At 59.4% G+C, this 22,484-nt stretch carries 19 protein-coding genes; 7 read left to right on the top strand and 12 right to left on the bottom strand.

Annotated features, from left to right (window positions below; genetic code table 11):
- Positions 1 to 178: 178 nt before the first annotated feature.
- From I9H09_RS22325 to I9H09_RS22360, 8 genes are all read right to left on the bottom strand, one after another.
- Positions 179 to 1,804: an SPOR domain-containing protein gene (locus I9H09_RS22325; RefSeq protein WP_122347002.1), complete on the bottom strand. Its 1,626-nt coding sequence runs from the start codon at positions 1,802 to 1,804 to the stop codon at positions 179 to 181.
- 10 nt (positions 1,805 to 1,814) lie between these two features.
- On the bottom strand, positions 1,815 to 2,918 hold the full coding sequence (aroB, locus tag I9H09_RS22330; protein ID WP_122347003.1) for a 3-dehydroquinate synthase: 1,104 nt from the start codon (positions 2,916 to 2,918) through the stop codon (positions 1,815 to 1,817).
- A 115-nt stretch (positions 2,919 to 3,033) separates the two neighbouring features.
- Positions 3,034 to 3,552, bottom strand: a complete 519-nt coding sequence (aroK, locus tag I9H09_RS22335) for a shikimate kinase AroK (RefSeq protein WP_005888214.1) — start codon at positions 3,550 to 3,552, stop codon at positions 3,034 to 3,036.
- A gap of 4 nt (positions 3,553 to 3,556) precedes the next feature.
- The gene (locus I9H09_RS22340) at positions 3,557 to 5,662 is read right to left on the bottom strand and encodes a type IV pilus secretin PilQ (protein WP_005888212.1); all 2,106 of its coding nucleotides are present in this window, start codon (positions 5,660 to 5,662) and stop codon (positions 3,557 to 3,559) included.
- A gap of 47 nt (positions 5,663 to 5,709) precedes the next feature.
- Complete coding sequence (gene pilP, locus I9H09_RS22345) at positions 5,710 to 6,237, bottom strand: type 4a pilus biogenesis lipoprotein PilP (protein ID WP_005888210.1); 528 nt, start codon at positions 6,235 to 6,237, stop codon at positions 5,710 to 5,712.
- The gene (pilO, locus tag I9H09_RS22350) at positions 6,234 to 6,857 is read right to left on the bottom strand and encodes a type 4a pilus biogenesis protein PilO (RefSeq protein ID WP_005888208.1); all 624 of its coding nucleotides are present in this window, start codon (positions 6,855 to 6,857) and stop codon (positions 6,234 to 6,236) included. Before pilO ends, pilP begins: the two co-directional genes overlap by 4 nt.
- Entirely contained in the window at positions 6,854 to 7,429 is a 576-nt protein-coding gene (locus I9H09_RS22355; protein WP_005888206.1) for a PilN domain-containing protein, read from the bottom strand. Before I9H09_RS22355 ends, pilO begins: the two co-directional genes overlap by 4 nt.
- Complete coding sequence (locus I9H09_RS22360; RefSeq protein WP_005888204.1) at positions 7,429 to 8,493, bottom strand: pilus assembly protein PilM; 1,065 nt, start codon at positions 8,491 to 8,493, stop codon at positions 7,429 to 7,431. The genes I9H09_RS22355 and I9H09_RS22360 overlap by 1 nt, the downstream gene beginning before the upstream one ends.
- A 210-nt stretch (positions 8,494 to 8,703) precedes the next feature.
- Between I9H09_RS22360 and I9H09_RS22365 the strand changes: the two genes are divergently transcribed.
- Positions 8,704 to 11,145 carry a penicillin-binding protein 1A gene (locus tag I9H09_RS22365; protein WP_371903650.1) on the top strand — a complete coding sequence of 814 codons (2,442 nt, stop codon included), beginning with the start codon at positions 8,704 to 8,706 and terminating at the stop codon, positions 11,143 to 11,145.
- Positions 11,146 to 11,307: 162 nt separating this feature from the next.
- On the opposite strand, the gene I9H09_RS22370 is transcribed toward I9H09_RS22365, so the two are convergent.
- The 3 genes from I9H09_RS22370 to rpmE form a co-directional block, all read right to left on the bottom strand.
- On the bottom strand, positions 11,308 to 12,576 hold the full coding sequence (locus tag I9H09_RS22370; protein WP_005888200.1) for a malic enzyme-like NAD(P)-binding protein: 1,269 nt from the start codon (positions 12,574 to 12,576) through the stop codon (positions 11,308 to 11,310).
- 183 nt (positions 12,577 to 12,759) lie between these two features.
- Positions 12,760 to 13,563, bottom strand: coding sequence for a thermonuclease family protein (locus I9H09_RS22375; RefSeq protein ID WP_183142438.1), 804 nt, complete (start codon positions 13,561 to 13,563; stop codon positions 12,760 to 12,762).
- Between the two features lie 19 nt (positions 13,564 to 13,582).
- Complete coding sequence (gene rpmE, locus I9H09_RS22380; RefSeq protein ID WP_005888197.1) at positions 13,583 to 13,810, bottom strand: 50S ribosomal protein L31; 228 nt, start codon at positions 13,808 to 13,810, stop codon at positions 13,583 to 13,585.
- 168 nt (positions 13,811 to 13,978) lie between these two features.
- On the opposite strand from rpmE, the gene I9H09_RS22385 reads away from it, so the two are divergent.
- From I9H09_RS22385 to I9H09_RS22410, 6 genes are all read left to right on the top strand, one after another.
- Positions 13,979 to 16,198, top strand: coding sequence for a primosomal protein N' (locus tag I9H09_RS22385; RefSeq protein WP_122347004.1), 2,220 nt, complete (start codon positions 13,979 to 13,981; stop codon positions 16,196 to 16,198).
- 97 nt (positions 16,199 to 16,295) lie between these two features.
- Entirely contained in the window at positions 16,296 to 18,032 is a 1,737-nt protein-coding gene (gene argS, locus I9H09_RS22390) for an arginine--tRNA ligase (protein ID WP_005888193.1), read from the top strand.
- 1 nt (position 18,033) lies between these two features.
- Positions 18,034 to 18,729 carry an SPOR domain-containing protein gene (locus I9H09_RS22395; RefSeq protein ID WP_024668731.1) on the top strand — a complete coding sequence of 232 codons (696 nt, stop codon included), beginning with the start codon at positions 18,034 to 18,036 and terminating at the stop codon, positions 18,727 to 18,729.
- Positions 18,730 to 19,089: 360 nt separating this feature from the next.
- On the top strand, positions 19,090 to 19,620 hold the full coding sequence (gene hslV / locus I9H09_RS22400) for an ATP-dependent protease subunit HslV (protein WP_003392345.1): 531 nt from the start codon (positions 19,090 to 19,092) through the stop codon (positions 19,618 to 19,620).
- Between the two features lie 66 nt (positions 19,621 to 19,686).
- Positions 19,687 to 21,024, top strand: coding sequence for an ATP-dependent protease ATPase subunit HslU (hslU, locus tag I9H09_RS22405; RefSeq protein ID WP_053931632.1), 1,338 nt, complete (start codon positions 19,687 to 19,689; stop codon positions 21,022 to 21,024).
- Between the two features lie 106 nt (positions 21,025 to 21,130).
- Positions 21,131 to 21,502, top strand: a complete 372-nt coding sequence (locus I9H09_RS22410; RefSeq protein ID WP_005888187.1) for a gamma-butyrobetaine hydroxylase family protein — start codon at positions 21,131 to 21,133, stop codon at positions 21,500 to 21,502.
- Positions 21,503 to 21,571: 69 nt separating this feature from the next.
- Here the strand turns inward: I9H09_RS22410 and I9H09_RS22415 are convergent, their stop codons facing one another.
- Positions 21,572 to 22,354 carry a phasin family protein gene (locus I9H09_RS22415; RefSeq protein ID WP_122312620.1) on the bottom strand — a complete coding sequence of 261 codons (783 nt, stop codon included), beginning with the start codon at positions 22,352 to 22,354 and terminating at the stop codon, positions 21,572 to 21,574.
- Positions 22,355 to 22,484 lie beyond the last annotated feature (130 nt).

A 22,484-nucleotide genomic window follows, 5' to 3' on the forward strand; every position in this document is an offset into this window, starting at 1 on the left:
TTTTAAAACGGGTCGCTGTGCTAGTCAAAGCATTTGTTCATGAATCTGACTGACGCGACGGGAGACTGTAGAGCGCTTGTAACGCAGACACCGCAAGCAGCACGCCAATAAAGTGGCGCACTGGAGCGGGTTAAGTCAGGTTTGCTTGGTGAGCGGCCCGGATAGAGCCGCTGCGACTTCAGCGACTGGCGCCGAGCTCTTGTTGGACGCTGGCGACAGTACGAGGCCAAGGTTTACCAGCCTGAACCTTCGCTGGCAATACCTTGATGGCTGCCAGGGCGGCAGCACGGTCAGGAAAGTTGCCATACGTGACGACGTAAAGCGGCTTGCCCTGCAGGGTTTTCTTGAAGTAACGGTACTCGCCGCCCTGTTCCGCGATGTAGGCCTGGGCAGTTGCTTCAGAGCTGGTGCCGAGGATCTGCACCACGTAATGGCCAGGTGCCTGGCTGCTGTACCAGCTACCACCGGTCGCCGGTTTGGCAGCTGCAGCTGGTTTTTCGGCAGGCTTGGCAGCCGGGGCCGGGGCAGGCTTGGCCGTCGCGACCTGAGCCGGAGCAGGCTTGGCGGCTGGGGCTGGCGCCGGAGCTGCCGGGGTAGGTGCAGGAATCGACGAACGCGGCGTTTGGGCCGCCGCCTGACCTGCAGGTACACCGGCTGGCGGTGCAGTGGTGGTCACGGTTGGAGGCTGAGCAGGCGACCCGGTAGGCACTGCGTCTTCGTCGGCATCGCTGGAGCCGGCGGCTTCAGCCAGCGGGCCGCGCATCACCGGCTGCGAATTGCCATTCATGGGCAACGGCATCGGTTGGGAATTGCCCGCGAACTCGATGGCAGGGCCACCGTTGTTCGATTGCTGAGCAGTCGGCTTGCCTTCGCCCAGCGGCAATTGTGCCTGGGCAGACGCTGGAGCATCGGCGGTAGTGCCTGTCTTGTTGCCACGACCCGGGATCAGCACTGCTGCTGCCACGGCCACGATGACAACTGCACCCAAGGCCAATACGTGTTTTTTCGGCATTTTGAACCCCACACTTGGACGCTTGACCGCGGAACGACTCGCGATCATCGCCTCGATCATTGAATCGCGGGCCACCTGGTTGATCGCCCCAGGCCAGCCATCGGATTGTTCATGAATATCGGTGATCTGGTCGGCAGTGAACAACGCGATTCCTTGCCCTGCACCCTCCAGACGTTGAGCCAGATACTCCCGGGTTTCCTCTTCCGTATAGGGTTGCAGCTCGATGACGTGAAAGCGCTCGCCTTCTACATCGCCCTGCAGGTCGGCACACATCTGATCGAGACGATCGAGCAGCGATGGCTCTCCGAACAGGAATACATGCGGGCGCCCTTCAGGGGTTCCCGCAGCAAGACCCAGCAACGCTTCGAGCGCCGAATCGCCAAGTTGTTCCGCATCGTCAACCAGCACGTAAACTTCTTGCCCGGTCAGACCCAGCTGCACAACCTGCGACAGGATCGCCTGCATTTCAAGCTGGGCGACGCTGAGCGACTGAGCGACCTGCTGCAACACGCCTGCCGCATCGCCGGCACCGCGCGCGGAAACCACGACGCTTTGCACCGATTGCTTGTTGGTACTTGCCACCAACGCCTGGCGCAACAGCGTCTTGCCGCTGCCCTGTGGGCCGGTGACTGCCAGCAGCAACTGGCTGTAGCGCGCCAGATGATGAAGCTGACCCAACACAGGCTTGCGCTGGGCAGGGAAGAATTTGAAGCCAGGTACCCGCGCCGCAAAGGGGTCATGACTCAACTGATAATGACCGAGGAAGGCCTCGTCGGCATGCAAACTAGTCATGGGGTTTCCGTTAACCTCTAAGCTGATCCACCAGGGCGCGATAGTCCGCAACCAGAGTGGCCTGTAATACTTCTTTTGGATAATCGTCCGTGATAACCGCTTCGCCCATCTGGCGCAACAGCACCAGACGCAGGCGACCGTCGATGACTTTCTTGTCGATCGCCATGTGTTCGAGGAAATTATCTTCCGTCATGTCCTGCGGCGGTACGACGGGCAACCCGGCACGTTGAAACAGGCGAATACCACGGTCCCGTTTCTGGGTGCTGATCCAGCCCAGACGCGAGGACATTTCCAGCGCCATTACCGTACCGGCCGCTACCGCCTCGCCATGCAGCCAGACACCATAGCCCATATGCGTCTCGATGGCGTGACCGAATGTGTGACCCAGGTTCAATGTCGCACGCACACCCGATTCGCGCTCGTCGGCGCCGACCACCAGCGCCTTGGCTGCGCAGGAGCGCTCGATGGCGACGGTAAGCGCCGCCTGATCCAGCCCGCGCAGGGCGTCCACGTGCTCTTCGAGCCAGGTCAGAAAAGGCTCGTCGCAGATCAGGCCGTACTTGATGACTTCTGCCAGCCCGGCGGACAGCTCACGCTCGGGAAGGGTATTGAGCGAGGTGGTGTCGATAATAACGACGCCTGGCTGATAAAAGGCACCGACCATGTTCTTGCCCAGCGGGTGGTTGATGCCGGTCTTGCCGCCGACCGAGGAGTCCACCTGAGACAAAAGAGTGGTCGGAATCTGGATGAAATTCACGCCGCGCTGGTAGCAGGCGGCAGCAAAGCCGGCCATGTCACCGATCACCCCGCCCCCCAAAGCGATAACGGTGGTGCGCCGGTCGTGACGCGCCGTGAGCAATGCATCAAAAATGGTCTGCAGGGTTTCCCAGTTCTTGAACGCCTCGCCATCAGGCAGAACAATCGGAAGCACGTTGTAACCGGCCAGGGTCCGGGTCAGACGCTCCAGATACAGAGGCGCCACTGTCGTGTTGGAAACAATGGCCACCTGACGCCCGACGATGTGCGGTGCCAGTAATTCCGGCTGATCCAGCAGGCCTTCGCCTATGTGAATCGGGTAGCTACGCTCGCCCAGCTCGACCTTAAGTGTCTGCATGTGTCCCCACATTGATTACCGGTTGCACCGTTGTGTGCTCAGCGGGTCATGACGTCAGGCCATGCACCGTCGCTGTTTTTATGGTCGACGAGGATAGCGCATTTTCGTCTGCGCTTTAACGGGGAGGAAGCTCTGCCAGACGCCCGAGTATCTCGAGAACCACCATTCGGGGTGGCCGCTCATCGGTTTCGATCACCAGATCGGCAATTTCTCGATACAACGGGTCCCGAATGGCGAGCAACTCGCTCAGCACACGGGCCGGATCGGCAGTACGCAGCAAAGGGCGATTGCGATCACGTGCGGTACGTCCGACCTGCTGTTCGATAGACGCATGCAAGTAGACGACACGCCCACCGGCGCGCAGGGCCTGACGATTTTCGCTACGCATCACTGCGCCGCCGCCAGTCGCCAGCACCACGCCATCGGCGTCACACAACTCGGCAATCATGGCCTGCTCGCGATCACGAAAACCCGGTTCGCCTTCCTTGTCGAAGATCCAGGGGATATTGGCGCCCGTACGCAGCTCGATTTCCTTGTCGGAATCCTTGAACGGCAGTCGCAACTCTTTGGCAAGCAAGCGGCCGATGGTGCTCTTGCCAGCACCCATCGGCCCCACAAGTATTAAATTTCGCACAAAATCAACGACTCACAGAAATCGCCTGGTTGTTCATGATACGCGGAGTCAAAAATACCAACAGCTCGGATTTGGACTCGGATACCACATCGCGCCTGAAAAGCCGGCCAAGATACGGTACATCGCCGAGAAATGGCACTTTATCGACAACTTTACTTTGCGTATTCGAGAACACGCCGCCAATGACGATGGTTTCGCCGTCGGAAATCAGCACTTTGGCGTTGACTTCGTTTTTCTTGATAGGCGGAACGCCAAGCACCGCATTCAGGTAGTCCGGCTCATCCTTGGTGACCTTGACCTCCATGATGATGCGGTTATCGGGCGTGATCTGCGGCGTCACTTCAAGCGACAGGGACGCCTCCTTGAAGCTCACGGTGGTTGCGCCGCTGGAGCTGGATTCCTGGTACGGGATTTCCGTGCCCTTGAGGATCTTGGCAGTTTCCTTGTCGGACGTGACCACTTTGGGCTGGGAGACGATTTCACCGTTGCCGGTTTTTTCCATCGCGCTCAGCTCAAGGTCCAGCAGCGTGTTGTTGGTCACGAAACCCAGGCCGATACCTGTCGTCGCATTAGCAGCGCCCAGGTCGACAAACGGAATGTTGGGCCCCAGATTGTTGCCGGTATTGCCTGCCTCATCGCCGTTATTGTCCAGACCGCCAGCGCTCCATTTGCTGGAACCCGACAGGTTGGTCCGGCCGCCCCAACGCACACCCAACTGTTTGTTGTAATCGACGTTGGCCTCGACGATGCGCGCCTCGATCATCACCTGACGCACCGGAATGTCCAGTTGCGAAACGATACGGCGAAGTTCGTCCAGGCGGTCCTGGGTCTGATAGGCAATGATGTTATTGGTGCGGTCGTCCACTGTAATGGAGCCACGCTCGTCAGCCTTGGCCTCGGCGCTGGTCACCGACTGGAACAGCTTGGCGATATCGGCGGCCTTGGCGTAGTTGACCTGCAGCAGTTCACGACGCAGCGGTGCCAGTTCGGCGATCTGCTTGAGCGATTCCAGCTCCTGACGTTCGCGGGCGGCGATTTCGTCAGCTGGCGCGACCAGCAGGACGTTGCCGATCTTGCGCTTGTCCAGCCCCTTGGTTTTCAGCACCAGATCCAGTGCCTGATCCCACGGCACGTTCTGCAAGCGCAGCGTGATGCCACCCTGGACAGTGTCGCTGGCGACCAGATTAAGGTTGGTGAAGTCGGCAATCAGTTGCAGCACCGAACGCACATCGATGTCTTGGAAGTTCAGCGACAGCTTCTCACCGGTGTACACCGGCTTGTCGGCGGCGCGGCGGTCCACGTCCTCGTTGGTCAACGGACGCACACTGATCGTCAGCTTGTTTTCGGTCTGGAACGCCGAGTAATCGAAAGCGCCCGACGGCTCGATCAGGATGCTGGCCTTGTCGCCAGAAGTAGAAGCACTGACGAACTGCACGGGGGTCGCGAAGTCCTTGACGTCGAGGCGGACACGCAGCGGTTCAGGCAGCAGGGTCTTGGCGAAATCGACGCGGATCTTGCCGCCCTGCTCCTGAATATCAGGGGCAATGCTGGCATTGCTCAGGTCGATGACCACATTACCTTCACCCAACTCGCCGCGCTGGAAGTCGATATTTCTGATTGCCTTGGCGCCGGCAGGCACGTAAGGCCTGGCGGAAGCCGGAGTGGGCGGCGGCACAGCCACTCTCTGCGCGCCCATTGCGGTGGTTGGCTGAGAGGCCTGCGCGGCAGATGCTCCTTGCCCGATGACCACGAACAGGTTGTTGCCGTCGACCCGCGAGCTGTAAGGCGACAGCGTCGTCAGGTTGATGATCACCCGCGTGCGATCCTGGGCCTGCACCACGACCACACTGCGTGCATTGCCGGTGCCCAGCTCTCGACTTTTGGTCGATAACTGGCTGGTCACGCCCGGCAGGTCCAGCGCGATGCGAGCCGGTTGCGCGGTAGTGTAGCCACGAGGCGCAGGCACGGGCGCATCGAATGAAAGCTTGAGCTCGATGCGATCGCCCGGCAGGGCAGCCACATCCAGGGTCTTGAGGTTGGCAGCCTGGAGAACCGGCGAAAGCATCGCGATGCATAACGACACGCCGATAATCGAGAAAATCCGGGTCATGATCAATTTCCGTTGAGCGCTACTGTGCATACTTGGCCTTGCCCACTTCATGAGCGTTCTTTGAGGGAAATACTGCGCGGCCTTTCCAGCCAGGCCCCCTCTCCATCAGGAACTATTTCGATGACATCTACCTGCGCGTCGCCGATCGACACAACCCGACCGTTATTGCGCCCCAGGTAATCGCCCACCTTGACGCGATGTACACCACCAGCGCCGCGCAACAGGGCAAAGGTGCCTGATTCATTGCCAATCGTGCCGACCATTTCGAACGACTCGATGTTGAAGCCTTCCAGAAACTGCTTGACCCTATGCTCATCCGGCGCCACCAGCCGCGTGCCCTTCTGGCGATTGAGCAGGTCAATCTTCACCGGCGGCTGGAAAGGGCTGCGCAGGGCCGATGCGTTATAAGTGAACGCTTCGTAGGGGCGAAACTTGGGCAGGGGTTCGATGGTGCCACTCGGACGCGCCCGAGCCTGATCCATGAAGCCGGTCAAATCAGCAAAGTCATTGTCATTGCCGCAACCGGCCAGCCCCGCAAAAATCACACTGACGCACAACAATCGCGCCGCCTTCATTTTTTCAGCCCTTCATCGTTGTAGCGGTAGGTCTTGGCCAGAATGCTCATGCGCAATTTGCCCGGGACTTTCGGATCGACCGGTTTGATCTCGAAGTCATGCAGCGTGACGATGCGTGGCAGGCTGGCAACGCCGCTGACGAAAGTCGCCAGGTCGTGATAACCACCGACCACGGTGATCTGTATCGGCAGCTCGATGTAGAACTGCTGGACGGCCTCGGGCAGCAGCTTGATTTCCTCGAACTCAAGGCCGCTTCCCAGCCCGGTCCGCGTGATGTCCTCGAGCAAACCCGGCACTTCGGTGTCGCTGGGCAATTGCCTCAGCAGCGCACCGAAGGTGTTTTCCATTTCTTCCATCTGTTTCTTGTAGGGCTCCAGGTTGGCGGCCTGAAATGCCTTGTTGGAAAATTGATCCTTGAGCGTTATCTCGCTGGTCTGAGCGGCTTCCAGCTGGGTCTCCAGGTCTTGAATAAAGAAGAAGTAGCCCAGTGCGAAAATCAATACTGCGACCAGTACGCCTGCAATGACCTTGACCGCCGCAGGCCAGGAGCCGGTGTTGTTCAGTTCCAGCTCGCTCAGGTCGACCTTGCGCAGCCCTTCCATCCATTCGGAGATGTTCATGGCTTGGCTCCTTCGGCAGCGACAACCGGTGGCTGCGTCTGGCGCACAGTCAGCTGGAAGATATTGGCCTGATCCACGGCACCCGCCGTCGTCGCCTTGACCTCGGTCAGGCTCGGCGCTTCAAGCCATTCGGAGGCTTCAAGGTTGCGCATCAGGTCCGAAACCCGGTTATTGGACTCTGCTGCACCGCTGATGGAAATCAGCTTGCTGGCCATCTTGACCTGCGAGTAGTAGACGCCATCGGGCAAGGTGCGGGCCAACTGGTCGAATACACGCCCGGTGATCGGCCGGTTGCCTTGCAGGTCCTGAATGATCTTCATGCGCTCAAGCAGTTGCTTGCGACGCGCCTTCAGGTCGCTGATCTCCTTGATGCGGATATCCAGTTGCGCGATCTGGGTCTGGAGGAATGCATTGCGCGCCATCTGATGCTCGATGGCATTGCTGACGTAGCGGTCGACCAGAAACAGAATGCTGACAGACACCACCAGCACACCGACCAGCGCCGTCAAAAAGCGCTTCTTTCGCTCTTCGCGAAGCTCTTCACGCCACGGTAAAAGGTTGATCCGTGCCATCAGTCGAAGCTCCTCAACGCCAGACCGCACGCGATCATCAAGGCAGGCGCATCACTCGCCAGGGCGCCAGCATTGACCTTGGCGCTCAAAGCCATGTCGGCAAACGGGTTGGCCACCATAGTCGGCGTACCAATGCGCCGCTGGATCAGATGCTCCAGCCCGGAGATTGAAGCCGTGCCGCCTGCCAGCATGATGTGATCCACTGAGTTGTACTGACCTGCCGCAAAAAAGAACTGCAGAGAACGGGAAACCTGCTGCACCAATGCATCCTTGAACGGGTCCAGCACTTCGCTGACGTAGTCGTCGGGCAGCCCGCCCTGCTTTTTGGCAAGCCCGGCTTCCTCCATCGAGAGCCCGTAACGGCGCTGAATTTCGTCAGTCAGCTGGCGACCACCGAACAGTTGCTCGCGGGTATAGATGATCCGGCCATGGTGCAGCACGCTCAAGGTGGTCATTGTGGCGCCGATATCAACCACCGCCACGGTAAGCTCGTCATGACCGTTGCCCAGTTGCGCGGCCAGCAGGCCGAACGAACGCTCCAGCGCATAAGCTTCGACATCGACGACACGCGCGGTCAGACCGGCCAGCGCCAGCGCGGCCTCGCGCACTTCGACGTTTTCCTTGCGGCAGGCCGCCAGAAGGACCTCGACGCGTTCCGGGTTGCGGACCGAATAGCCCTGCACCTCAAAATCGATGGCGACTTCTTCAAGCGGGTAGGGAATGTACTGATCAGCTTCAAGCTTGAGCTGGTTTTCCATGTCGTCGTCGGAAAGACCGGCGTCCATCTCGATGGTCTTGGTAATAACGGCGGACCCGGCAACGGCCACCGCCACAATCTTGACGCTGGTCTTTGCCTTGGCAAGCACGCGAGACAGTGCCTGACCCACCCCTTCGAGTTCGGCAATATTTTTTTCGACCACAGCGTTGGCCGGCAACGGCTCGACTGCGTAAGACTCGACCTTGTAACGAGTGCCGGAACGACTCAATTCCAGGAGTTTTACCGAGGTGGAGCTAATATCGATCCCTAGAAGGGTGTTGGCCTTCTTCTTGAAGAGTTCGAACACAACCTGATTCCTATTGAGTTTCCGTCACTTACGGAGTTATTTCGGGTCAACGTCACTGTCGACAGCCTTGACAGTAGCGCAAATCACGCTCGGGGACGAAAAATGCTTATAATGCCCAGCGTTTTTTTCGTTTAACAAAGCTTCAAGGCGTGTTCATTTGTAAACGCCTGCGCTTAACCCATTATTTTTTCTGGAAATCCAAAAGCCTTGATACGCCTGCTGAAGTTTTTCTGGTGGTCCCTCGTCGCGGTATTCTGCTCGCTGTTGCTTGGCTTGAGCGGCGCGTTTCTTTACCTGAGCCCGACCCTGCCCTCCGTTGAAGCGCTGCGAAGCATTCAACTGCAAATTCCCCTGCGCGTGTTTAGCAGCGACGGCAAGCTGATTGCCGAATTCGGTGAAATGCGTCGCACGCCGATTCGCTTCGCGGAAATCCCGCCCAATTTCATCAATGCCCTGCTGTCGGCCGAAGACGACAATTTCGCCAACCACTACGGCGTCGACCCTGGCAGCCTGATGCGCGCTGCCACTCAGCTGGTGAAAAGCGGCCACATTCAATCAGGCGGCAGCACCATCACCATGCAGGTCGCGAAAAACTTTTTCCTGACCAGCGAACGAAGCTTTTCACGGAAAACCACCGAGATTCTTCTGGCCTTGCAAATCGAGCGCCAACTCACCAAAGACGAGATTCTCGAGCTGTACGTCAACAAGATTTATCTGGGTAACCGGGCCTATGGCATCGAGGCCGCGGCGCAAGTCTACTATGGCAAATCGATTCGCGATGTAAGCCTTGCGCAAATGGCCATGATTGCCGGTTTGCCCAAGGCGCCTTCGCGCTTCAACCCACTGGCCAACCCGACCCGCGCCAAGGAACGTCGTGACTGGATCCTCGGCCGCATGTTCCGTTTGGGCAAGATCGACCAAAGCGCTTATCAAGCCGCCTTGAGCGAACCCCTCAATGCCAGCTATCACGTGCCGACACCTGAAGTGAACGCCCCGTACATTGCTGAAATGGCGCGCGCAGAAATGGTCGGCCGCTACGGCAGCGCCGCGTATACAGAGGGTTTCCGCGTCACAACCACGGTGCCGAGCGACCTTCAGGAACATGCCAACAAGGCTATCCAGCAGGGCTTGATCGACTACGATCAGCGCCACGGCTACCGAGGTCCGGAAAGCCGCTTCCCGGCCATGACCCGAGCTAACTGGGTACAGGAGCTGACCAAGCAACGGACTATCAACGGCCTCGAACCCGCCATCGTGACCCAGGTCGACAAGACCGGGCTGCGCGTTCTGACCCGCAATGGCGAGAAGGAAGAGACTGTCGATTGGGCCACCATGAAGTGGGCGCGCCCTTATCTGAACACCAACAGCCTGGGTGCAAATCCAAAGCAGCCAGGCGATGTTGCGAAGGTCGGTGACTTGGTTCGCTTGCTGCGCCAGGACGATGGCTCGCTGAAATTCAGTCAAATTCCCGTCGCGCAAAGCGCCCTGGTCTCGCTTGATCCGCAAAACGGCGCCATTCGTGCGTTGGTCGGCGGTTTTGCTTTCGAGCAAAGCAACTACAACCGGGCCATGCAGGCCAAGCGCCAGCCGGGTTCCAGCTTCAAACCGTTCATTTACAGCGCCGCGCTTGATAACGGCTACACCGCATCAAGCCTGGTGAACGATGCCCCTATCGTGTTTGTCGACGAGTACCTGGACAAGGTGTGGCGTCCGAAGAACGACACCAATACGTTCCTCGGGCCAATTCGCCTGCGCGAAGCGCTGTACAAGTCGCGCAACCTGGTTTCGATCCGCCTGCTTCAGGCGCTGGGTATCGACAGCACTATCGATTACATCACCCGCTTCGGTTTCGCCAAGCAGGACCTGCCGCGTAACCTTTCGCTGGCATTGGGTACAGCCACACTGACGCCGATGGAGATCGCCACTGGCTGGGCCACGTTCGCCAACGGTGGCTACAAGATCAGCCCTTATCTGATCCAGACCATCGAGAACCGTGACGGTCAGACGCTGTTTGTCGCCAACCCGCCCAGCGTTCCGGCCAACGACGTCAAGACTGCGCCCGACACATCGACCTTTGCCGTACACGACAGCCCAAGCGTCGCGACCACGGCACCGGGCACGCCTGCCGAACCGCAAGCGCCGGCCTTTGCAGAGCGTATTGTGGATGGCCGCACGACCTATATCCTTAACAGCATGCTGCAGGATGTGATCAAGCGCGGCACCGGCCGTCGCGCCTTGGCAATGAATCGTCCGGACATCGCGGGCAAGACCGGTACGACCAACGACTCCAAGGATGCGTGGTTCTCTGGCTACAACTCTGACTACGTGACAACGGTCTGGAGCGGTTTTGATCAGCCTGAAAGTCTTGGCCGTCATGAATTTGGCGGTACCGTCTCACTGCCGATCTGGATGGACTACATGAGCGCTGCGCTCAAGGACAAGCCTCCGCATCAGCAAGCGCAACCGGACGGTATCCTCAGCCTGCGTGTCGATCCGTTGAGCGGACGTGCCGCTACGCCAAGCACACCGAATGCGTTCTTCGAGCTGTTCAAAAGCGAAGACACGCCGCCTAGCGTCAACGAAATGGGCGGCAGCAGCGCACCCGGCAGCCCACTGCCCGCAGACGAGTCAGCGCCGATCGATTTGTTCTGATCCACAGCCGTGTGACGCGGAGCGTCACCAAAGGCATTCCCACGCTGGAGCGTGAGGAACGATAGTCTTTAAGCAGGCACTATCGTGCCCATGCTCTGTGTCCACTTCGCAGGCATAAAAAAACCCCTGCATCGCTGCAGGGGTTTTTTATTGGGTCAGGTATCAACCCTTGAACACATCGTCCACGCTGGTCAGCGGGTAGTGCTTTGGATACGGCAGGGTGGCAACGCCGCTTTCGATGGCTGCCTTGGCGACCGCATCGGCGATCAGGCCCAGCAGGCGGGTGTCCATTGGTTTCGGGATGATGTACTCACGACCGAATTCCAGCTTGATGCCGCCGTAAGCGTCGCAGACTTCCTGTGGGACCGGCAGCTTGGCCAGTTCACGCAGAGCATTGGCTGCGGCGATTTTCATCTCTTCGTTGATGCGCTTGGCGCGAACATCCAGAGCACCACGGAAGATGAACGGGAAACCCAGCACGTTGTTGACCTGGTTCGGGTAGTCCGAACGGCCGGTCGCCATGATCACGTCGCTACGGGTAGCGTGAGCCAGTTCCGGGGAGATCTCCGGGTCTGGGTTCGAGCAAGCGAACACGATCGGATCCTTGGCCATCAACTTGAGGTTTTCAGCACTCAGCAGATTAGGGCCGGACAGGCCTACGAACACATCAGCGCCGTCAAGTGCGTCAGTCAGCGAGCGCTTTTCGGTGGCGTGGGCGAACACAGCCTTGTACTGGTTCAGGTCGGTACGGCCGGAATGGATCACGCCAGTACGGTCAACCATGAAGATGTTTTCGATCTTCGCGCCCATGCTGACCAGCAGCTTCATGCACGAGATGGCAGCAGCGCCAGCGCCGAGGCAGACGATCTTCGCGGTATCCAGGCTTTTACCGACAATTTCCAGCGCGTTGATCATGCCGGCAGCAGTTACGATTGCGGTGCCGTGCTGGTCATCGTGGAAGACCGGAATGTCGCACTGTTCGATCAGCGCCTTCTCGATTTCAAAGCACTCAGGCGCCTTGATGTCTTCCAGGTTGATGCCACCGAACGTAATGGAGATACGCTTGACGGTGTCGATGAAAGCCTGCGGGCTTTCGGAATCGACTTCGATATCGAAAACGTCGATACCGGCGAAACGCTTGAACAGAACCCCTTTACCTTCCATGACCGGCTTGGAAGCCAGTGGGCCCAGATCGCCGAGGCCCAGAATCGCGGTGCCATCGGAAATAACTGCTACCAGGTTACCTTTGCCGGTGTACTTGTAAGCCAGCTCGGGGTCACGGGCAATTTCACGCACGGGTTCAGCAACGCCAGGGCTGTAGGCCAGAGCCAGGTCACGAGCGGTTGCGGTCGGCTTGGTGAGTTCGACGCTCAGCTTCCCCGGACGAGGATTGGCATGGTATTCGAGCGCGGCAGTTTTCAAATCTGACATGTATTGGATTCCGCTTTTTTTACTGTGGGACAGACGGACCGCCGAGGATACGCAAGATGCATAGTCCTAACAAGACTGACCAGTCACTGCTGTCAAGGGGCGTGGCGTTAGACTTTACGCCTACATACCTGAAAACCGAATACCCGACAGCCCATCGGAAGAAGGGCGACTTTGCGGAAATTTCTATTCTTCGGGCTGGCTCAGCATGGCCGGATGAGTCAGTGTCATCATCCAGCGCGATTGCCCGGCCTTCAGGCCTCCGCGCCTGGAACGGTCGACAACCCAGCCGCGCGCTTCGACTTTTCTGCCTTTAAGGCTTTCGAGCTTCACACGATCGAAACCGGGCACCTGACCGGGCGCAACGCGCAGTACCAGCGAGCCCTGCAGCTCGATCCAGATACCACCGCCATTGCGCTGCACGCGTCTGACCTTGCCGGATACAAGGGCAAAGCCGCTGCTGCTGATTCTGTCTGAAGGCTGCACCGGCGAATTGCGCCACAAGCCGCGCCGGGCCTGACGCGCCTGCTGCTCGACACCCTGCTGGCAATTGACAAGTGCCACATTGGGCGCAACGGCGACCAGATAGCCCAGCCCTTCGCTGAGCAACTGCGCTTCAAGATTACTGCCGTCACGGCCATAGACGTTGGCCAGCGTACGGCCGTAATGATCCTTGCTTTGCTGCCCGACACGCAGGCTGACGCGCCCGTCGCTTTCATCCACCAAGGCTTGCAGGCGCGCCTTGGCTGCATCGGCAAACGGCTCGGCAGATCGGTCTTTTTTGCCGGTTTCAGGTGTATTGAGGCCGATCATGCGCACATTACGACCATCGGTCAGGCGCAGCGTATCGCCGTCGATCACCCGCTGCACCTGCGCGACAGGCAATGAAGCAGGCGCCGGGCAGAAGGCCTGAGCCCCGGACAGCCAAATCGCGGATATAAAAAAGGCGCCCACAAGGGGCGCCTTTTGAAGCAGTCTGGAAAGGCCCAATGGGCAACCAGTCTTGCTATCAGTCCTGCTTCGGCTTGGTTGCGCCGAACGCACCGAAACGGGACTTGAACTTGTCAACACGGCCGCCAACGTCAAGCATCTTCTGCTTGCCGGTGTAGAACGGGTGGCACTCGTTGCACACGTCCAGGCTCAAAGGGCCGGTCAGAGTGGAACGGGTTTTGATGACATTGCCGCAGCTACAGGTCGCGTCAATGGCTTCGTAAACTGGATGGATATTAGCTTTCATCGGTACTTCCTCAGTCTAACGTGCCGCCACCCAACACTATTGTTGAATACCGCACGGAAATAGGCTGCGGATAGTACCAGACAATTGCAGCCACGCAAGCGAACCTTCACACCGGCCGTCTGCTAAGATCGCGTCTTCTTATTACAGACCACCACAGGGAAACATTGCGTGCCCGACGCCATCCTGCGCCTTGCCCTGCCCTCGCCGCTCCGCCGCCTGTTCGACTACCGCGCCCCTGCCGGTGTAACGCGCAGCGCCTTGCAGCCGGGCATGCGCCTGCGAGTGCCGTTCGGGCGTCGGGAGATGATCGGCATTCTGGTGGAAGTGGTCGATCACAGCGAAGTGCCCGCCGACAAGCTCAAACCCGCCATCGCCCTGCTCGACAGCGAAGCACCGTTGCCGCCTGCGCTGTTCAAGCTGTGCCTGTGGACGTCGCAGTATTATCAGCACAGCCTCGGCGATACGTTGAGCTGGGCCTTGCCAGTGCTGCTGCGCCAGGGCGAACTGGCAGAAAGCCATCAGGAGCGTTTCTGGCATGTGGCAGCCAATGCCAGTGTCGATGATCCGCGCATCGCCCGCGCGCCCAAGCAGCGTGAAGCGTTGACCACCCTCGCCCAGCACCCGCATGGCGTGGCGCACCAGTTGCTCAGTAAGCTGATGCTCAACAAGGACAGCCTCAATCTGCTGCTGGCCAAGGAGCTGGTCTATGTAGAAGTGCGCAGCCATGCGCCCAGCGCACGTCACGAACACTGGCTGGCCCAGCCGGAGTTGCCTCTCAACACTGAACAACGTGCTGCCTATGAGGCCATCAGAGCCGGGTTCGACAGCTTTCATGCGTTTCTGCTGGCCGGTGTGACGGGCAGCGGCAAGACCGAAGTCTATCTGCAACTTATTCGCGAAACCCTTGAGGCAGGTAAACAGGCGCTGGTGCTGATCCCGGAGATCAACCTGGGGCCACAAACCCTGGCGCGCTTCGAACAGCGCTTCAACGCCCGGATTGCGCTGGTACATTCTGCCGTCAACGACCGCGAACGACTGGATGCCTGGCTGGCAGCACGCGATGGTGAAGCCGACATCATCATCGGTACGCGATCGGCGCTGTTCACGCCAATGAAAAACCCCGGTTTAATCATTATCGACGAAGAACACGACGGCTCCTATAAACAGCAGGAAGGCCTGCGCTATCACGCCCGGGATCTGGCGCTGGTGCGCGCCCGCCAGGAAAACATTCCGATTGTACTCGGGTCGGCCACGCCTTCGCTGGAAAGCCTGCACAACGCTTACACCGGACGTTACGGCCTGCTGCGCCTGAACCAGCGCGCAGGTGGCGCGCAACAACCTCGCTTCATGCGCCTGGACGTCAAGAGCCGGCCACTGGACAGCGGGATTTCCGGGCCGATGCAACAGGCCATCGGCCAGACCCTGGCGGCAGGCCAGCAAGTGCTGGTGTTCCTCAACCGTCGCGGCTTTGCGCCAACGCTTCTGTGCCATGACTGCGGCTGGATGTCCGGCTGCCAGCGCTGCGACGCTCGCATGACCGTGCATCAGCGCTCAGGCGAGCTGCGCTGCCACCACTGCGGTTATGTCGAACGCGTGCCGCGCCAGTGTCCTTCCTGCGGCAAGGTGGATTTACGCCCCGTAGGTGCAGGCACTGAACGCGCCGAAGAGCGGCTGGCGATTCTGTTTCCGGACTTTCCCGTGTTGCGCGTGGATCGCGACAGCACCTCGCGCAAGGACGCAATGAACCAGTTGTTCGCGACCATCCAGCGCGGCCAGCCGTGCATTCTGGTCGGCACCCAGATGCTCGCCAAGGGGCATCACTTCCCACGAGTGACACTGGTGTCGATTCTCGACGCTGACGGCGGGCTGTTTTCCGGTGACTTCCGCGCCAGCGAACGCATGGCGCAGCTGATTGTGCAGGTTGCCGGGCGCGCAGGACGAGCCGAAGAACCTGGCAAAGTGATCATCCAGACCCATCTGGCGGATCACCCACTGTTGATCCAGCTCACCGAACAAGGTTATTTCGCGTTCGCCGAACAGGCCCTGAGCGAGCGCCGTTCGGCGGGTCTGCCACCGTTTTCGCACTTGGCGCTGCTGCGTGCCGAGGCGCACAAGCCTGGTCAGGCAGAAGCCTTCCTCGATCAGGCCTGCAGCGATGCCGAGCAACTGGTGGCGCAAATGCAGCTGGGTGGCATAGAGCTGCTGGGGCCAATTCCGGCACCGATGGAGCGTCGGGCCGGGCGATATCGTGCGCAGTTGCTCGTGCAATCCAGCGCGCGCGCGCCCCTGCATAAATTACTCGGCACCTGGCTGCTGGCGCTGGAGCAAATGCCCAGCGGGCGACAGGTCCGATGGTCGCTGGATGTGGATCCGGTGGATCTTTATTAGGTCACGCCGTTGGCAAGCAGGCTCCGGCAACGGATAATGCGGCGTTTTTCCACCCGCGCATCAAAGCGCCACCGCGCTTGCGGTTGAAGAGAGCACCATGAAAGACACCATTCGCCAGCTGATTCAACAAGCCCTGACCCGTCTCGTCACCGAGGGCGTCTTGCCAGAAGGGCTGACGCCGGCGATCCAGGTAGAAAACGCCCGCGACAAGACTCACGGCGACTTCGCCAGTAATATCGCGATGATGCTCGCCAAACCTGCTGGCATGAAGCCCCGCGACCTGGCTGAAAAGCTGATCGCCGCGCTGCCTGCCGACGAGCAGGTAAGCAAGGTCGAGATTGCCGGCCCAGGCTTTCTGAACTTCTTCCAGAACACTGCCGCACTGGCTTTACGCCTCGACGCCGCCCTTGCCGACGCCAACCTGTCGGTGCGCAAGGCGGGCGCAGCGCAGCGTGTGGTGGTCGACCTGTCGGCCCCCAACCTGGCCAAGGAAATGCACGTTGGCCACTTGCGCTCGACCATTATTGGCGACGGCGTGGCGAACGTCCTCGAGTTTCTGGGCGACACGGTCATTCGCCAGAACCACGTGGGCGACTGGGGCACCCAGTTCGGCATGCTGCTGGCCTACCTGCAGGAAAAACCGGCGACCAGCGACGAACTGTCCGACCTGGAAAACTTCTACCGTGCCGCCAAGCAGCGTTTTGACGAGTCTGCGGAGTTTGCCGAGCGCGCTCGAGGCCTGGTAGTCAAGCTACAAGCGGGCGACGCCGAATGCCTCACATTGTGGGAGCGTTTCAAGGACATTTCGTTGTCGCACTGTCAGCAAACCTACGAGCGCCTCAACGTCAAGCTGACCCCGGCCGATGTCATGGGCGAAAGTGCTTACAACGATGACCTGGCCAATGTGGTCAACGACCTGAAAGCCACCGGCCTGCTGGTCGAGAGCAACGGCGCGCAGTGCGTGTTCCTCGAAGAATTCCGCACCGCCGACGATACGCCTCTGCCAGTGATCGTGCAGAAGGCAGGCGGCGGTTATCTGTATGCCACCACCGATCTGGCTGCCATTCGCTACCGCAGCAAGGTGCTCAAGGCCGATCGCGTGCTGTATTTCGTCGATCAGCGTCAGGCGCTGCATTTCCAGCAGGTATTCGAAGTCGCCCGCCGCGCAGGTTTCGTCCACAACGGCATGCAACTGGAACACATGGGCTTCGGCACCATGAATGGCGCTGATGGCCGCCCGTTCAAGACCCGCGACGGCGGTACGGTCAAGCTCATCGACCTGCTCGATGAAGCAGAAGAGCGCGCTTACACGCTGGTAAAGGAAAAGAACCCGGAAGTCGCCGAGACCGAGTTGCGCAGCATCGCCAAGGCCGTGGGCATCAGCGCGGTGAAATACGCCGACCTGTCCAAGCACCGTGCCAGTGATTACAGTTTCAACTTCGATCAGATGCTGAGTTTCGAGGGCAATACCGCGCCTTATCTGCTGTACGCCTATACCCGTGTAGCAGGCGTATTCCGCAAACTGGGCACACCTTTCGACGCCAGCAAGGGGCAAATCGTCCTTGAGGCGCCGCAGGAGCAGGAACTGGCTGCACGCCTGGCGCAGTTCACTGAAACATTGAACAACGTCGCAGAAAAAGGCACACCGCACGTACTTTGTGCTTACCTGTATGACCTTGCGGGTCTGTTTTCGAGCTTTTATGAAAACTGCCCGATCCTTGGTGCGGAAAGTCCCGATCAGCAACAGAGCCGTCTGCGCCTGGCTGCCCTGACCGGTCGCACCCTCAAGCAAGGCCTGGATCTATTGGGTCTGGAAACTCTGGAGCGTATGTAAGTTGGCAGTTGCGAAGAAAAAACCGGCACCCAAGCGGGGCGCCAGCCGTTATCAGGCACCCGCGAAGAAGCCGATTCCAGGATGGTTGTGGCTGGTCATCGGCTTGAGCGTGGGCGCATTTGTAGTCTTCCTGATGAAGCTCGAACCGGGTGGCGAAGACGTCAAGCGGGTCAAGGCGGACGCCAAGGCTGCGAAAATCGCCGAAGCGAACAAGACCCCGCCAAGCCCGACAGCACCGGTCAAACCCAAGTACGACTTCTACACACTGCTGCCTGAGTCGGAAGTGATCGTGCCGAACGAAGCCGTCCCGGAAAAGACCCCACCGGCCGTGGCACCAACGGCACCGGTGTCTCCCGAGCAGGCTGCCAAGATCGACACTGCGCGGGCTCAGGCAGCACTCAGCGGCTTGACGCCTCCACCGGCGCCAGCGGTTGCCACGACCAAGCCAGCGGCGGTCACGACGTTCTTCCTGCAGGCTGGTTCGTTCCGCAAGCAGGCGGACGCCGAGAAGGTCCGCGCGCAGATCATCCTGCTGGGCCAGACCTCGACAGTCGAGTCCGGCACCGTGAAGGATGAAACCTGGTACCGCGTACTGGTCGGCCCGTTCAGCAACCGCGAACAACTGACCACTGCCCAGAAACAACTGGCGGGCGGCGGTTTTAGTAACCTGTTGTTGCAACAGCGCCAGAGCCGGTAGCCAAAGCGCCGCTGTTTCTGTGCTCATCGCGATGTTCCGATGAGCACAGAGCTTCTGCTAGAGGGCGTAGGAGCGGAGCGGGCGACGCTTCGCTTGTCCGCGATCTGCAGGGAACCGGCAGCAAAACCAGCCACATCGGAGTATCAGGCACATCCGAGGCAGCCTGTTTTGGGGCCGTTTCGCAGCCCATCGCGGACAAGTCCGCTCCTAAATATCATCTGAGCGTCGCCCGGCCGCTAAAGGGTTCGGATCAACTCACGGTCGTTCCCCCCGATTCACCTCCAAGGTTGAAATACTCGCTCACACCCCCATATGAGTTTGCATCAGGGCATTTTCGCCCCGCAGTGTGGAGACTCTCCCTTGACCACCATCGTTTCAGTGCGCCGCCACGGTAAAGTCGTCATGGCCGGCGACGGCCAGGTTTCCCTGGGCAACACCGTCATGAAAGGCAACGCCAAGAAGGTGCGCCGCCTGTATCACGGAGAAGTGATCGCAGGCTTCGCTGGCGCCACCGCCGATGCATTCACGCTGTTCGAGCGTTTTGAAGCCCAGCTGGAAAAACACCAGGGGCATCTGGTCCGCGCAGCCGTGGAACTGGCCAAGGACTGGCGTACCGATCGCTCCCTGAGTCGCCTTGAAGCCATGCTGGCGGTTGCCAATAAGGATGCCTCGCTGATCATCACCGGCAACGGCGATGTCGTCGAACCCGAGGATGGCTTGATCGCGATGGGCTCCGGCGGTGCATTTGCTCAGGCAGCTGCACGCGCCCTGCTGCTCAAGACTGATCTGTCGGCACGCGAAATCGCCGAGACTTCGCTGCACATCGCTGGCGACATCTGTGTCTTCACCAACCACAACATCACCATTGAGGAGCAGGACCTCGCCGGCTAAGCCCTTGCCGGGCCGCACATGCTGCGGCCCCATTGGCTTTACCGCGCAAGAGGGCCGTGAATAATCATGTCCATGACTCCCCGCGAAATCGTCCACGAACTCGATCGCCATATCATCGGCCAGGACGATGCCAAGCGCGCCGTTGCCATTGCCTTGCGCAATCGCTGGCGCCGTATGCAGCTGCCTGAAGAGCTGCGTGTCGAAGTAACTCCCAAGAACATCCTGATGATCGGCCCGACCGGTGTCGGTAAAACCGAAATTGCGCGTCGGCTGGCCAAGCTCGCCAATGCACCGTTCATCAAGGTTGAAGCGACCAAATTTACCGAAGTTGGCTATGTAGGCCGCGATGTTGAGTCGATCATCCGCGATCTTGCCGACGCGGCGATCAAATTGCTGCGCGAGCAGGAAATCATCAAGGTCCGTCACCGTGCCGAAGATGCTGCCGAGGACCGCATTCTCGATGCCCTGTTGCCGCCTGCACGTGCAGGCTTCAACGAGGATCAGGCCCAGAGCAACGATTCCAACACCCGCCAGCTGTTCCGCAAGCGCCTGCGTGAAGGCCAGCTGGATGACAAGGAAATCGAACTCGAGATCAACGAAGCCGTTGGTGTCGATATTTCCGCGCCACCCGGCATGGAAGAAATGACCAACCAGCTACAAAGCCTGTTTGCCAACATGGGCAAAGGCAAGACCAAGAGCCGCAAACTCAAGGTCAAGGACGCACTGAAGCTGGTGCGCGAGGAAGAAGCGGGCCGCCTGGTTAACGAGGAAGAGCTGAAGGCCAAGGCGCTGGAAGCCGTCGAGCAGCACGGCATAGTGTTCATCGACGAAATCGACAAAGTCGCCAAGCGCGGCAATTCCGGTGGCGTCGATGTATCCCGTGAAGGCGTGCAGCGTGATCTGCTGCCGCTGATCGAAGGCTGCACCGTGAATACCAAACTGGGCATGGTCAAGACCGACCACATCCTGTTCATTGCTTCCGGCGCATTCCACCTGAGCAAACCGAGCGATCTGGTGCCGGAACTACAGGGCCGCCTGCCGATTCGTGTCGAGCTCAAGGCTCTTTCGCCGCAGGACTTCGAACGCATTCTCAGCGAGCCGCACGCTTCGCTGACCGAGCAATATCGCGAGCTGCTCAAGACCGAAGGTCTGAAGATCGAGTTCAAGCCCGAGGGCATCAAACGTCTTGCCGAGATCGCCTGGCAAGTTAACGAGAAGACTGAAAACATCGGCGCTCGCCGCCTGCATACGCTGCTTGAGCGCTTGCTGGAAGAGGTGTCGTTCAGCGCCGGTGACCTGGCCATCAACCCGGACGCAGCCACCATCGAAATCGATGCCGAATACGTCAACAGCCACTTGGGCGATCTGGCAGAAAACGAAGACCTGTCCCGCTACATTCTCTAAAACTTCGGCACCAGACGGTAAGTTGAAAGCTGCAAGAGGTCGTTCACTCTTGCAGCTTTTTTGCTTCTGCCTGAAGCTCACAGCTCAACACCCGAGACTGCTTCCCATGCTCCCCACCGCCATCCAGCTGCACAAGGCCTCCAAAACCCTGACGCTGAAGTACGCATCCGGCGAGGAATACCACCTGCCTGCGGAGTTTCTGCGGGTGCACTCTCCGTCTGCCGAAGTTCAGGGGCATGGCAGGCCGATCCTGCAGTTCGGCAAGCTGGGCGTCGGCCTGACCAAGGTCGAGCCGGCTGGCCAATATGCATTGAAACTGACCTTCGACGACGGCCATGACTCAGGACTGTTCACCTGGGACTACCTGTATGAGCTAGGCAGGCGTCAGCAATCCCTGTGGGAAGACTACATTCAGGAATTGCAGAAAGCCGGGAAGTCTCGCGATCCTTCAGAGCAGGTCGTCAAGCTGATGCTTTGAGCCACTTTGCACGCTTTGGAAAAAGCCCGACCTGCTTGGCAGGCCGGGCTTTGATGTTGCAGCTGACTGTCAGGACCGGCTGGCTGGCGTTTCTGGTGCGGACGAAGGTGCGGACGCTGCAGTCGAGCTGTTTGCCGAGGTAGACGCTGCGGGCTTGGCGGCAGTTTTTCTCGCCGCAGGTTTTTTCGCTGCCGCAGGCTTGGCGGCTGATTTCGCTTTGCTGGCGGTTGCAGTAGCGGCTTTGCTGGCTGCCTGGGCCGGTTTGGCGGCTGTTCTGTTCACGGCCGGCTTGGCGGCTGCGGTTTTATCCGCCGTTTTGGCGACAGACTTGGCGGCGGCCTTGACCAAAGGTTTTGCAGCAGCTTTCGGGGCTGGTCTGGGTGCGCTTTTGGGTGCTACAGACTTGGCGGCGGCAGCACGCGGCGGAACAGGTCTGGCCTTTTGACCCGTCAACTGCTCGATCTGCCGGGTCAGTTGATCGACCTTGCTGTGCAGCTCCTTGACTTCATGGCGGCTTGGTACGCCCAGACGTGAGATAGCGCTGTTCAGACGCTCGTCAAAAGCTCCCTCCAGCTCGTTCCATTTGCCAACCGCAAGGTCTTTGACATTATCGACACGGGACTTGGACTTCTTGCCAGCGTCTTTCACTTCGTCGAGCTGCTTCTGCGCCTCGAGCTTGGTCTTCTTCTCGGCTTTTTCGCCGTCCTTGACCAGCGTCTCGAAGAACTTGCTGCCATCGTTGCTGATCTTGGAATAAGCGCCCAGACCAGCCAGCCAGATTTGCCGAGAGTATTTCTCGACGTCTCCCATCCACGAGCCGCCATCCTTATCAACTTTTTTCTTGCCAGCCATCCTGCTCTCCTTATTGTCCAGACTCGGAACGTTCGAGTCATTTCGACTCAGAGCGTTTGAGGTTTCAGGCCCGACACGTCCCAATAACGCTGTCAGTTAAACGAGCTTAGCAGAGCGCGTGTCTACGTCA

The sequence above is a fragment of the Pseudomonas tremae genome (assembly GCF_023278125.1).
Classification (GTDB): domain Bacteria; phylum Pseudomonadota; class Gammaproteobacteria; order Pseudomonadales; family Pseudomonadaceae; genus Aquipseudomonas; species Aquipseudomonas tremae.